Origin of the sequence: Collinsella sp. TM06-3, from assembly GCF_003436395.1 — a bacterium.
Classification (GTDB): Bacteria; Actinomycetota; Coriobacteriia; order Coriobacteriales; family Coriobacteriaceae; genus Collinsella.
Genome location: NZ_QSPG01000011.1, coordinates 17607 through 30177 on the forward strand (window position 1 = coordinate 17607; position 12571 = coordinate 30177).

The 12571-nt window shown below is 61.0% G+C and carries 9 protein-coding genes; 4 read left to right on the forward strand and 5 right to left on the reverse strand.

The window, feature by feature from the left end; all coding sequences use genetic code 11:
• Window positions 1–283: 283 nt before the first annotated feature.
• Together DXD56_RS05930 and DXD56_RS05935 are read right to left on the reverse strand one after the other, a co-directional pair.
• Window positions 284–1123: a tRNA (guanosine(46)-N(7))-methyltransferase TrmB gene (locus tag DXD56_RS05930; protein ID WP_117640541.1), complete on the reverse strand. Its 840-nt coding sequence runs from the start codon at window positions 1121–1123 to the stop codon at window positions 284–286.
• 119 nt (window positions 1124–1242) lie between these two features.
• Window positions 1243–2115: a hypothetical protein gene (locus DXD56_RS05935; RefSeq protein WP_117640542.1), complete on the reverse strand. Its 873-nt coding sequence runs from the start codon at window positions 2113–2115 to the stop codon at window positions 1243–1245.
• A gap of 267 nt (window positions 2116–2382) precedes the next feature.
• Here DXD56_RS05935 and DXD56_RS05940 point away from each other — a divergent pair, with 267 nt between their 5' ends.
• From DXD56_RS05940 to DXD56_RS05955, 4 genes are all read left to right on the forward strand, one after another.
• Window positions 2383–3096, forward strand: a complete 714-nt coding sequence (locus DXD56_RS05940; protein ID WP_117640543.1) for a helix-turn-helix domain-containing protein — start codon at window positions 2383–2385, stop codon at window positions 3094–3096.
• Window positions 3096–3992: a DUF4097 family beta strand repeat-containing protein gene (locus DXD56_RS05945; protein ID WP_158549359.1), complete on the forward strand. Its 897-nt coding sequence runs from the start codon at window positions 3096–3098 to the stop codon at window positions 3990–3992. Before DXD56_RS05940 ends, DXD56_RS05945 begins: the two co-directional genes overlap by 1 nt.
• 97 nt (window positions 3993–4089) lie before the next feature.
• The gene (locus tag DXD56_RS05950) at window positions 4090–5997 is read left to right on the forward strand and encodes an elongator complex protein 3 (protein WP_117640545.1); all 1908 of its coding nucleotides are present in this window, start codon (window positions 4090–4092) and stop codon (window positions 5995–5997) included.
• Window positions 5998–6876: a spermidine synthase gene (locus DXD56_RS05955; RefSeq protein ID WP_117640546.1), complete on the forward strand. Its 879-nt coding sequence runs from the start codon at window positions 5998–6000 to the stop codon at window positions 6874–6876.
• 27 nt (window positions 6877–6903) lie between these two features.
• Here the strand turns inward: DXD56_RS05955 and DXD56_RS05960 are convergent, their stop codons facing one another.
• The 3 genes from DXD56_RS05960 to DXD56_RS05970 all read right to left on the reverse strand — a co-directional run bounded on the left by DXD56_RS05960 (window position 6904) and on the right by DXD56_RS05970 (window position 12507).
• Window positions 6904–9348, reverse strand: coding sequence for a DEAD/DEAH box helicase (locus DXD56_RS05960; RefSeq protein WP_117640547.1), 2445 nt, complete (start codon window positions 9346–9348; stop codon window positions 6904–6906).
• A 116-nt stretch (window positions 9349–9464) separates the two neighbouring features.
• The gene (locus DXD56_RS05965) at window positions 9465–10760 is read right to left on the reverse strand and encodes an ATP-binding protein (protein ID WP_117640548.1); all 1296 of its coding nucleotides are present in this window, start codon (window positions 10758–10760) and stop codon (window positions 9465–9467) included.
• Complete coding sequence (locus DXD56_RS05970; protein WP_233524947.1) at window positions 10753–12507, reverse strand: TerB N-terminal domain-containing protein; 1755 nt, start codon at window positions 12505–12507, stop codon at window positions 10753–10755. The genes DXD56_RS05965 and DXD56_RS05970 overlap by 8 nt, the downstream gene beginning before the upstream one ends.
• Window positions 12508–12571 lie beyond the last annotated feature (64 nt).

The following is a 12571-nucleotide window of genomic DNA, read 5'->3' on the forward strand; positions in this document are numbered from 1 at the left end:
GCCATCCATTATGGCGTAGCGGCGGTGCGGGGCGCCAGCGCGAAAGAAAATGCAGGAAATGGGCGTTCTGCTCAGCCGTTTGGTGCAGTTGTCAGCTAAGTGAGTAGACTTTTTGCAATATCGCGAGCACATGACTTTTGCGCAAGGGCTCTACCTGCGGTTTTATTTCTTCCTATGCGGGTTGTGCTTGGCTATTGCAAAAAAGTCTACTCACTTAGGTTTGAGGGTCGTTCATCGGTGCCTATTTGTGCTTGCTCGCTGGCGTAGCGACCGCCAAAAGCCCCTAGGACTCTTGCGGCAGGCGCTTCTTGCCTTTACGGGCGCGGTTTCTAAAGTTCTCGACGGCCTCTTCCATGCCGAGGGGCACGTAGGTGAGCTCATCGAGGTTATCGGGCAGGTAGCAAGCAAGACTTTGCTCCTGCATGCGACCCGCTGTGAGCTGTTCGTCGGTGGGCTGCGCGCCGGGTGTGGCGCAAATGCCATAGACGACGGCACCCATCTCGCGCGTGCGGCATTCGTATTCGGTCTCGGGATGCTCGGGATGGTCGCGGCGGACGTCGTCGCTTACCCAAAGCGTGTCGTAGCCGGCCGCGGCAATCTGCCCCAGGGCGTAGTCGCGCAGCGGTTTGCTGTCGGTGCGCAGCGTGACGGTGGCGCCGGCTGCAAAGAGCGGGCGGTAGAGCATCAGATGGTCGACATGGACGAGCCGTTTTTTGGCGTACTTGGCCTTGGGCTGCGGCGTGGGAAAGTTGATGGTTATGGCGTCGAGCTCGCCTGCGGCAAACAGCTGCGGCAACGTTGCGGCGCCTCGGGGCAGGACGAGTGCGTTGGATAGCTCCTGCTCGCAGATTTTCTGTGCGGCATAGGCGATGCAGATGGGCTCCTGGTCCATGCCGATAAAGAACGTGTTTGGCTCGCGGGCCGCGCGCTCTACAAGGTACGTTCCCTTGCCACAACCAAGATCCAGATGAAGGTATTCGAAAGGCTTGCTGCCTGCGGGCGCACAGGCCTCGCGCCAATCTCCGGCATAGGCCTCGGGGTTCGTCTCAATCGCATCGGCGTAGCGCTCCAAGCGCTCTTCGAGCACAAAGTTCTTAGGCGTGCGGACGTGGACGGCTCCCATGAGGCTCCTTGGTCATAAGTATGGAACGCATAGCTGCGCGTTCCGTCAATGGGTTGAAAAAAGGGTGGGCATGGTTTGCCCGAAAGACGCGGTGCGGCTCGACGGCGAGTCGCCGATGCCTACAGACGCTTGAGAATCACATAGCGGTTGAGCTCGCCGCTGCGACCGTCGGCATGGAAGCGCTCAAGCTCGCGCACGGGGACCTCGCCGCTCTTGTAGAACGTACGGACGCCGCGCACCAGGTCGGTGATCTGCTGATCGTCAAAGTGATGGCAATAGCGGTAGGCGTGGCGGTCGTTTTGCCAGCCAATGAGATGGTCGCCGGCTTCAAACTGCGCGGAATCGTAACCCTCAAACGGCGGGGTGAGCTCGGCGCGGGCCTCGGCACGAACGGCCTTGCACGCCATGCGCTCGTCGTTCATAAACTCCCAAAAGCTGATGGCGATGATGCCGCCTGGGCGCGTCTGGCGCACCAGGGCGTCGAGCACGCGTACGCGGTACTCGCACGACGGCACGTGGTGCATAAATCCAAAGCAGACCGAGATGTCGGCGAGCGGGGCGTCGAAAAGCACGTCGGGTGTCTTGGCGGGGTTGAGCTTCATGAGGGCGTCGAGCACATCGAGTTCCTGGAAGTGCAGGTTGGGAATGCGCAGGGCGTGGCCACGTGCATCGATGGCCAGGTCCTGGCATGAGTCGACGCCATAGAACTCAAACGGGCAGCTGGCGTCTGCCGAGGGGTTTGCGCCATCGACGCCCTTGGCGGCAAGTGCGCCGCCGGCGGCAAAGTTCTCGAATCGCATGTTTCCACAGGCAAGATCGAAGACGCGGACGGGATGCTCGATCGTGGCGACGTCGAGCTGCTCGAGCGCTATGTCCATAGTGCGCACCCAGCCGGGCCACGGTGCCTGGCGCGTATCGGAGAAGGAGGCGGAGTGCTCGCGATAGAACGTATTGTTGAGCTGAATGAGCGATGAGGCGAAATCGCGGTTCACGGCGCGGAACTCCCTCCGTTGGCGGTGCGGAATAAACAGTACGACCATACTACCGTTAACGCCGCAACGGGGACAACCGAGCTGCGGGTCATTGCTTTGTTTGGACACATTTCCGCAGCTCATATATGCCCGCAACCGCCGGTTGTCAAAAATCTCACTAGAATAGGTGGCATGCTTTTGGCGGTGGCGGATAGATTTTTAACTGTGCAAGGCGCCTTAAGAACAAAAACGGTCCGGCGGCACGGCTGGCATCGCATAGGAGGAACCATGAATGTAGAAACTGCGCAGCGGCTCGCCGACCTTCGTCGCAGCAAGGGTTTTAGCCAAGAAGGGCTGGCGCGAAAGCTGGGGCTGTCGCGCCAGGCGGTCAGTAAATGGGAGCGTGCGGAGAGCTCGCCCGATACCGAGAACCTGATCTCGCTCGCAAAACTCTATGGCGTGAGTTTGGACGAGCTCCTTAATCCGAGCGATGAGATCGAGGACGATATCGAGTTTGAGAACGAGGACCGCGCCCGTCAGCGCGAGGCCGAGGCAGCGGAGCGCGCCCGTACCCATGAGGCAGCGGCACGTGCTACCGAGGCGGCAACGCAGGCGAGTGATGCCGCCGCCAAGGCGGCGCAAGCGGCAAGCTGGAGCGCGCAGGCCGCCAATGCCGCTACGGCGCAGGTGACGAGTGGCGGCGCAGCTGGCTCGACTCCGGTGAAAGGTCCGTTCCAGTCGTTTCCGTATTGGGCCGTGTGCTGGCTGCTGTTCTTTTTGCTGATGTTCCTGTTTGGTGGCTCCTTTGCCGCGCTGATCTTCTTTACAATCCCCATCTATCACTGGGTGGCGCGTGCGCTCGATGGCGATTGGGCACGCGGGGATATTCAGGTTGGTCCGGCGCCGGAAGCGGCTAAGGCTCAGGATGTTTCCGCTGCGGTTGATACTGACGTGGCTTCCTCGACCGCCGCTGAGCCGAGCGCCAAAGAAGGTGATGAATGATGAAGCTCTCGCATGAGTCCAAGGTCCGCCTGGGCGTCGGTATCGGAGCGTTCGTGCTCATCATCGGGCTTATCTTTGGCACTTCGCGGATATTGTTTCATTTTGATGGCCCGTGGGATCTCGGCGATATTGCATCCGGTTTGTCCGGTATGGACGATGTGGTTGACGGGGACGATTCTTTGGATGGCGGTAACTATTCCGCTCAGTCTCGGCAGCTTTCGAGCGAAACGTTTGATGCCGACTCATTCCAGTCCCTTGACCTGGATGTGACATCGGGTGAGGTTGAGATCAAGTGCGTTTCCGGCGGGCAGGTGCGTGTCATCGAGAGCGGTCGTGTTGCAAAGGGGGTAGCTACCTACGATGCTGCCACTCAGAATCTGGCCGAGGTCAAGGGTTCTACACTCACGATTAGCCAGTTCGACTGCGATGACGAGCGCGCTATCGATCGTTCGGTCACCATCGAGCTGCCGCGGGATGTTGCGGATAACCTGGTCGGCATTACGGCGAGGGTGGGGTCGGGAGACCTGACGGTCGCGGACATTGCATGTCACGACTTCGAATTGACGTTGGACTCGGGAGACGTTGAGTTTGCGGGCACCGTAACCGACACCTTGGATGCCGAGGTCGGTTCGGGCGATGTGGCGTTCGAGCTCTACCAGGCCCCCGCGAAGTCGATGGACGTAAGCGTGGGCTCGGGCGATGTGGAGATATCGGTTCCGAACTCTACGGGCTTTAAGGCGAGCCTCACCGTGGGCAGCGGTGACTTTGAGAGCGATTTCCTTCCGCTTGGCTACGATGGCGAGACCATATTGAATGCTGAATTCGACAACGGTGACAAGTCTGCAACGTATCGTTTTAAGGTCGGTTCGGGCGACATGTCGTTCGAATCGGTGTGACATGCGGTTTTCGGAGATCGGTGCATATAGGCATGCTCTTTGATGGAGGCGCCGGGGCCGTGACTGGCTCCGGCGCCTTTGCCTTTACAATGGGGGCATGGAACAGATTATTTTGAACATACTCGAGGCTCTGCGTCGCGGTGAGACCGTGGACGACAAGGCGCTCGTCAAACTGATACATGCCGAGGCGCGCCGTGAGGGTGCCGACAAACGAGATCTGGCCAAGCGCCGTCTGCTGCCGTTCTACCAGCGGGTTAAACGTGAGAAGCCGGCTCGTTGGGCTGGATGGAATGTCGATGCCGAGCTGGAGCGTCAGCTGCTGCAGGTGCTGCGCATGAAGCCGCGCCGCACGGCTTCGGGCGTGGCGACCATTACCGTCATCACCAAGCCGTGGCCCTGTTCGGGCGATTGCCTGTTTTGCCCCAACGATCTGCGCATGCCCAAAAGCTATCTGCATGCCGAGCCGGCATGCGCCCGTGCGGAGCAAAACTGCTTTGACCCGTATTTGCAGGTGAGCGCTCGCCTGACCGCACTTTCGCAGATGGGGCATGCGACCGACAAGATCGAGCTTATCGTGCTCGGTGGCACCTGGAGCGACTATCCGCAAGGGTATCAGACGTGGTTTATGTCCGAGCTTTTCCGTGCGCTCAATGACGATGCCGTCGCCGGCGTGGCGGCAAACCCCATGTTGGCGCGTCCGGGCATCAGCCGTGCCGAGGCGGGGCGCCTGCTCGATGACGCTCCCGCCGATGCCCTGCCGCCGGTGGTAACAGAGCGCCGCGAGTGCTATCGGGCTGCCGGCATTGCGACAGACGAGGCCAAGCTCGCTGCCGGCGTTGCCGACGAGCAGGAGCGTGTGGATGCTGCCGTGGGCGGCTATAACCGCGCGGTGCGTCGTCTGTACGGCCCCGGTACGCCGTGGGGCGAGGTCACCGAGTGGCAGACGGCAACGATGGAGGAGCTCGAGCGCCAGCAGCGCATCAACGAGACGGCGAAGCATCGCGTGGTGGGGCTCGTTATCGAGACGCGCCCCGATGCTGTAACGCCGCAGGCCCTCATGCTCATCCGCCGCCTGGGCTGCACCAAGATACAGATGGGCATCCAAAGCCTTGACCAGCATCTACTCGATGTCAACGAGCGTCGCATTTCGGTGGCGCAGATTGAGCGGGCGTTTTCGCTTGCGCGCCTGTTTGGCTTTAAGATCCATGCGCATTTTATGCTCAACTTGCTGGGCGCCACACCCGAGGGGGACAAGCGCGACTACGAGCGCTTTATGACCGAGGGGGCCTTTATGCCCGACGAGGTCAAAGTCTACCCGTGTGCGCTCATCGAGGGCTCGCGTCTGGTGGGCTGTTACGAGCGTGGCGAGTGGCGCCCCTATACCGAGGACGAGCTGCTCGATGTGCTGGCCGACGACATCGTGGTGACGCCGGCGTTCTGCCGCATCAGTCGCATGATCCGCGACTTTAGTTCCGACGACATCATGGTGGGCAACAAGAAACCCAACCTGCGTCAGCTCGTCGAAAATCGCTTGGCCGCTCGGGGTGACGGTGCGACGGTGCGCGAGATTCGCTATCGCGAGATCAGCACGGCGGGTGCCGACTTGGATGAGCTATCTCTTGATGAGGAAGTAGCGTACGAGACGCCGGTGACTTACGAGCGCTTTTTGCAGTGGGTGACGCCGCGGGGCAAGATCGCGGGCTTTTTGCGGTTGTCGCTGCCCGATCGCGCTTTTGTTGCCGCACATGCGGACGAGCTGCCGACGATGCCGGACGAGGCGATGATTCGTGAGGTGCACGTGTATGGCATGGCGGCGCGCGTGGGCGATCAGGGCCAGGCAGCGCAGCACCATGGATTGGGACGTTTGCTCGTGGAGCGTGCGTGCCAGATAGCTCGGGACGCTGGCTATACGTACATCAACGTGATCAGCGCGATCGGTACGCGCGAGTACTATCGCCATCTTGGATTTTATGACCATGGCCTTTATCTGCAAAAGGAGCTCTAGATGAACAAGCCGAGTGTTTCTGCCGGCGTCGTTGCCGGCGTTGCTCTGGGAGCCGCGGCGCTTGGTGCGGCCGCTGTCGCTGTTCGTGCTGCCTGTCTGCAGGTCGCGAGGACCCGCAATGGGCTGGCACGTGTGAAGCGCGTGCACGATGAGGGCGGCGACGAAGTTCGCGTATTGGTTCAAGGAGGCGTCTACCAAAGCGCGAGTTACGTTGGCGAGCGCTGGGCGGAGCCCGTCTTTGCGTACTATCGCGCGTTTGACGACGTGTTTGAGGCCGAGGATGCGATGCGCGACGCTTATGGTCACGGTATCAGCCGTATGCTTATGCTGGGTGGCGGCGGGTTTGCCTATCCCAAATATGCGCTGGTGTCGCACGAGGGCTTGCGTATGGACGTTATCGAGTATGACGGAGAGATAACGCGCTTGGCGCGCCGTTGGTTCTACCTGGACGAGCTGGAGCGCGCGGTGGGTGACCGCCTGCGGGTGATTACCGCCGAGGCTCGCTCGTATCTGGGTGTGACGAGCGTGGGCCATCGTCGCTACGACGTGGTCGTGAGCGATTGCTTTGGCGGTGCCGAGCCCGTGCGCGAGCTGGCGACCGTTGAGGCGCTGCGCCTGGTGCGGGGCAGCCTGAACCCCGGGGGTATCTACGTTGCCAATATCGTGAGCGCAAACGAGGGGAGCGATGTGACGTTCCTGCGCGATTGCGTTGCCACGGCACTTGAGGTGTTCAACCGCGCTTGGGTGGCGCCTTGTGGCGATACGGAGTTCGGCGGCGAGGAGAACTGCCTGCTCATCGCCAGCGACGGCGACTACGCCTTTGCCGAAGCCGTGCCCTTCGACACCGACTTCCTCGGCACCGTCCTTCACGACAAGTAAGTCTCCCCGTCCCAAAAAAGACTGGTCTTAGGCGTGGTCGCGCCAGCCGAGAACGCGCTGCTTCATACCCTCGATGTCGAGCACGCCTTCGGCGAAGCCTTTGCGCACGAGCTCCTCGGGAACGTACTCGTCGTAGCGATCAAAATAAGGCACCTCGCCGGGATAGACGAGCTCGATGGGATCAAAGTCCTTCTCGGCCTCGGCGGCGAGCACCTCAAAGAACGTCTCCTCATCGGCCTTCATCTTAAACTGCATAAAGTATGGACGCGACGGATCGAGCCCGTGAAGGCCCAGCTCCGCGGCGCATTTAATCTTGAGCATGCGCTCGAGCGCCAAAAAGGCGTAGCTTCCCAACCAGGGGAAGAGCACCCAGGTGTCGCCGCCCAGGTTAATGAGCGGTTTAGTTCCCGCGCCCGAAATCTCGGCGGTATGACGAGCCTGTGCAAGGCGTGCCCGTGCGTTGCCCATGAGGTACGGATATGCCGCGTGCTCGTTGAGCGCCTTGCGCATGCGCTCGAGTACGTGTGTATTGATGTCGCCGGGGCAGTCGCCAAAGTAGGCCGGCACACGGCCCTTGACCTGCGTGGCAAAGACGGTATGACGCTTCCAGTCCACTTCCTCGACAATCCAGCAGTGTCCGGCGATGGCGATGCGCTCACCGGGCGGTGGGGGATTGACGATCGTGCCCAGCTCGGCCGATTCGCTGCGAACGGTAAACTCCTCGTTTTCCTGGAACACGGCGTAGAACTTAAAGTTGTTGATGATGCGCTCGCCCGCGAGGCCCACGATGAGCCCACCGCCCTCGGTGACCTGGATGTGGTCGATCTTGATGAGGTGGCGCAGCAGTACGCGATAGTCATCGGCCGAGACGCGGTGGAAATAGCTGAGCGTGAGCACACGCTGAGCAAGCTCGGCCGGTGTGAGCTCGCCGGTGCTGGCGAGCGTCGACATGGTCTGGTGATAGAGCAGGCTGTAGGGGAGTCGATCAAGCTCGGGCGGCTCGACCCACTTTTCCTCTCGATAGAGTTGTACGAGCGCGATGCCCTGCAGGAGCTTCCACGGAATGGTCTCGGGCATCATCGTGCGCGGCTCGGGCTCTTCCTCGCGCATGACAAACCACATCTCGGGTGGAAGATCGCGGCGTCCTGTGCGGCCCATTCGCTGCAAAAAGGAGCTAACGGTAAACGGCGCATCGATCTGGAACGCGCGCTCCAGACGACCGATATCGATGCCGAGCTCCAGTGTGGAGGTGGTGATGGTTGTCTGCGCCTGTTCCTCGTCGCGCATCAGCTCCTCGGCGGTCTCGCGTAGCGATGCCGAAAGATTGCCGTGGTGGATGAGAAAGCGGTCGGGCTCGTGTCGGCTCTCGCAGTAACTGCGCAGCATGGAGCACACGGCCTCTGCCTCCTCGCGCGAGTTGGCAAAGACCAGGCACTTGCGTCCGCGCGTATGTTCAAAGATGTAGCCCATTCCGGGATCGGCGTTGTCGGGCGCGGTGTCGGTGGAGTTGAGAAGTGCCTGCTCGGTTGCCCGCGGGATATCGACTTCGCCCTCGGGGGCCGAGGAAGCGCGACTGTCCTTGGGGGCAGCCTTGCCCCGTGCCCGTTCACGACGTTGACGGCGCTCCTCTTGTGTGAGCTGTCCGCCATGGCGCATGTCTTGGGTGCTGACGGGCAGTGCCGCGGGTGGTGCCGCCTCAATGCGCTCGCATGCGAGCACCTCAGCTTCCTGCGGGCCTGTGCTCGTGAATCTTCGCTGCTGCGCCTGGGGACCCGAGTTATAGAAGTGCTCCATGGAGATGCGCCACACGCGGCGCGGTTCCTCAAAACGGGGGATAACGCAGTCGCGGCCCGTTCCCTGTGAGAGAAAGGCACCCGTGCGCTCGGGGTCGCCGATGGTGGCCGAAAGGCCAATACGGCGGGGCTGCACGCCCGCCATGCGCGAAAGGCGCTCAATAAGGCAGAGCGTCTGCCCGCCGCGGTCACCGCGCATGAGTGAGTGGACCTCGTCGATGACCACATAGCGCAGGTCGCAGAACATACGCGGGATTGCCGTGTGCTTGTGGATCAGGAGTGCCTCGAGTGATTCGGGCGTAATCTGTAGGATACCGCTCGGTTTTTTGATGAGCTTAGCCTTGTGCGATTGCGAGACGTCGCCATGCCAGTGCCAGACGGGGATGTCGGCTTCTTCGCAGAGGTCATTGAGGCGGACGAACTGATCATTGATGAGTGCCTTGAGGGGGCCGATGTAGAGGGCGCCCGCGCTTGCGGGCGGTTTTTCCCAAAACTCGGTCAGGATGGGAAAGAAGGCCGCCTCAGTTTTGCCAGATGCCGTGGATGCCGTCAGGAGCACATTGTCTTGCGTGTTAAAGATGGCGTCTGCCGCCGCAACCTGGATAGAGCGCAGACTCTCCCAATCGTGGGAGTAGATGAAGTCTTGGATAAACGGGGCGTAGCGGTCAAAGGCGTTCACGGGGCCTCCTCTCAAATACGAATCTCTTAACGCGGTGAGCAGTGGCTCGCTACATTACTGTCTCGACGTTTGCCCAGATAAAACCTGCCAAAATAAACCTGTCCCTTTTTGGCAGGTTAGATGGTGAACTCGGCGAAGTTGCGCGCGTCGGATGACGCGGGCGATTCGCCGGCTGGTGCGAGAGTATCGCCGCCGACGCTTTGCAGTAACTCTGCCACGTTAGCATCGGGGTTTTGACACAGGATATCGAGCAACTCGATAAAGTCGCGAATGACCTCGCGCGGTGTCAGATGCGTATCGGCCCCCACGCGGCCGAACTCAATCTTGAGGAAGTCCACCAAGTCGTTCTCGGTAAGCGTGGGCGTCCAGCCAAAGTAGCCGGCGTGAATTTGCATGAGTTTTTCGATGAGCACCAGTAGCTCCTCGTAGGTGAGCGGCTGCAGGCGGATGATGGGTGCGAGCATGTCCTTAAGGTCCTCACGCGCAAAGCGACCCTGAGCGAGTCGGCTGCGCAGAGCCTCGTAGGAGAACACGCCGCGGCGGCGGTCTTCGATGGAGGTTGGCGTGCCGCCCATGATCATGCCCAGGTACTGCGCCTTGCCCTGAAGTGTGTCGTTGTACATGGTCAGGATCTTCTCGTAGTTGTACTGGCGCGTGATGGCATTGGGAATCTTATACAGATTCACGAGTTCGTCGATGAGCACCAGCATGCCCTTGTAGCCGCTGCAAACCAAAAAACGCGCGATGAGTTTGACGTAGTCGTACCAATCGTCGTCGCTGATGATGGTCGAGGAGCCCAGCTCGGCGCGCGCCTCGCTCTTGGTGCGGTATTCGCCGCGGATCCATTTGGTCACGCGGCTCATGGCCTCTTCGTCGCCCTCGGATACGGCCATGCGGTAGCGGCGGAGCATACGGGTGAAGTCGAAGCCGTGGACCATCTCCTCGAGCGGGGCCAGTTGGGCATTGACGACCGACTCGTCGACGTCGGCACATGAGGCGACCCAGCGATCCAGAATAAGGTTGAGCGCACCGCCCTCGGGGCGCGTCTTGGTCGATATATTGCGGATGAGCTCGCGGTAGGTGGCAAGGCCCTGTCCCTGACCGCCCTGCAGGCGGCGCTCGGGCGACAGGTCGGCATCAGCGACGACGAATCCCTCGCCCATGGCGTGCGTGCGGATGGTCTGGAGCAAAAAGCTCTTGCCGGCGCCGTAACGACCGACCAGAAAGCGGAAGCTCGCGCCACCGTCGGCGATGAGGCTCAGATCGGTGAGCAGGGCGCGGATCTCGACCTCGCGGCCTACGGTGATGTAAGGAAGGCCGATGCGCGGGACCACGCCGCCCTTGAGCGAGTTGAGAATGACGGCAGCGACGCGCTTGGGCACGCGAGGTGCTGCGGATGCGGTATCACTCATGGTCTAGGTATCCTCTCACGTCTGCTTCGTAGTCCTCGATAATCTGCGGTCCTGCCGCGCTAAATTCAATTACGGTGTCGCCCACCAGGTCAAAGAGCGCCTCGTTGATGGTATCGACGAGCATGTCCTCGCTCTGCTCCGATTGCACTACCGCCGATTCCGCCTGTACTGCGTTGTGCTCGAGCAGCGCGCGGAGATAGGCGTCTGCGGCGGGCACGAGTTCGTTTGTGGCGTCAGCGGGCGTAGCAGCTGCGAACGCGGGCGTCGGCGCGAGAAGCGGTGCCACGACACCAAACTGTTCGGTGGATATGGTCGGCTCGTCGGACTCGTCCTGCCCTGCAGCCGCCGCGACCGCCTCGACCATCGCGTCGGCTACGGGCTCGGCTTCCGGTTGCCCTGAGTCCGCTGCCTCGGCTTCTGCGGACGCGCCGTCCTCGCGTTCCTCGTCAATCAAAAGCGCCTCGCGCGTTTGTGCGGCGGCGCTCCGAATATGCCCCAGCTGACTCAGATCGATATCGATTTTGACGGGCTGGTGTGCGGCGTCCCACGAAAGCCATGCCACAATCTCGTCATCGATAATCTTGGCCAGATATTTGGGGACCTTTTCTTCCTTAAGGGGGTGGGCAGGGTCCAGCGCCAGGCGCAGGCGTTGGTCGCAGGCGCGCATCATTTCACCGAGCTTGCTGCTCTTTTGCCTACTACCGTGGATACGCATGCATTCCCAAAAGCCGTTTTGGCAACGGTAGATATGGATGGGGTCCAGACGGTATTCGCAGTCCTCGTGGCGCTCGGGCGCAAAGAATACGGCCGAGGCAAACATGGTGTAGGGCATGGCCGTCTCCTCCCCAAATAAACTTGCCACGATGCCGGTCTTTCGGTGCGTGTCATAGTAGCGCACCATGCGGACATACACGGCGCACGCCACGTGGCGCAGATCGCGGTGGTGGCTGCGGTCGAGCCGCGAGCTACTTAGGTTGTACGTGGAGAGGGCGTTGATGGCGGCCATGAGTCGCTCCTCGCGCACCTCATCGGGCGGAAGGGGGAGCGTGGGCTCGGAGGTTTTGCGACGCTTAGGGGTCTGGCTGGACGGTGCCGGTACAAGGTCTCGTGCCGCGCGCCGCAGTTCGATAAGGGCGTTATCGAACATGACGGTTTTAGAGTCGCGAAGCAGCTTGGGGTCGAGCCCGTGGAACACGGCGTAATCTTGCAGCCACACGCGCGCAAACCGGTCGATGCCGGGCTCGAAGGCGCGATAGACATCCCAAAAAGCCTTGATCTTGTTAAAACCATCGAGTGGATTATCTACGCCAATGCCGCAGATCAGCTCATAGAGATACAGAAAGGCAAAGGACGTAGACGTTTCCTCGACGGTTCCGCGGCGCACTTGGGCACGCCAGGTAAAGTAGCCGCGCAGTTGCCGGTCGCTCATGGCGTTGTAGGTGGGAAAGTACGACTTAAAGGTGCCGTTGTAGGGACAGTCGTCCTCAAAGTCGGCCATCAGCAGGCCCTGGCGGTAAAAAAGCTCGGCTTCCGAAAGCCAGCGGCCCGCACCGCCCTTGGGGTCATCCTGCCAGCGCGATATCTCGCGCATTTTACGGTACTGGTCGGGGAGGAAATTCTGCATCTGTCGGCCGGTTTTGAGAATCGGCTCGTCTGCGTAGGTTTCGTTTGAGAAGCGGGCGGACTGATGGGTCCGGGCCTCGGCCATAATGCGCTCGATGAGCATCTTGATGTCCTGGTCGGCCACCGCTCCTCCTCTCGAACGCAGCTACGGTGACCTCATATCATAGCACAGCATCAAACAGATGTTC

Coding starts and splice junctions, on each gene's coding strand:
- DXD56_RS05930 (WP_117640541.1), bottom strand. CDS start 1,123: ATGGGAGCCGTCCACGTCCGCACGCCTAAGAACTTTGTGCTCGAAGAG.
- DXD56_RS05940 (WP_117640543.1), top strand. CDS start 2,383: ATGAATGTAGAAACTGCGCAGCGGCTCGCCGACCTTCGTCGCAGCAAG.
- DXD56_RS05945 (WP_158549359.1), top strand. CDS start 3,096: ATGAAGCTCTCGCATGAGTCCAAGGTCCGCCTGGGCGTCGGTATCGGA.
- DXD56_RS05950 (WP_117640545.1), top strand. CDS start 4,090: ATGGAACAGATTATTTTGAACATACTCGAGGCTCTGCGTCGCGGTGAG.
- DXD56_RS05955 (WP_117640546.1), top strand. CDS start 5,998: ATGAACAAGCCGAGTGTTTCTGCCGGCGTCGTTGCCGGCGTTGCTCTG.
- DXD56_RS05965 (WP_117640548.1), bottom strand. CDS start 10,760: ATGAGTGATACCGCATCCGCAGCACCTCGCGTGCCCAAGCGCGTCGCT.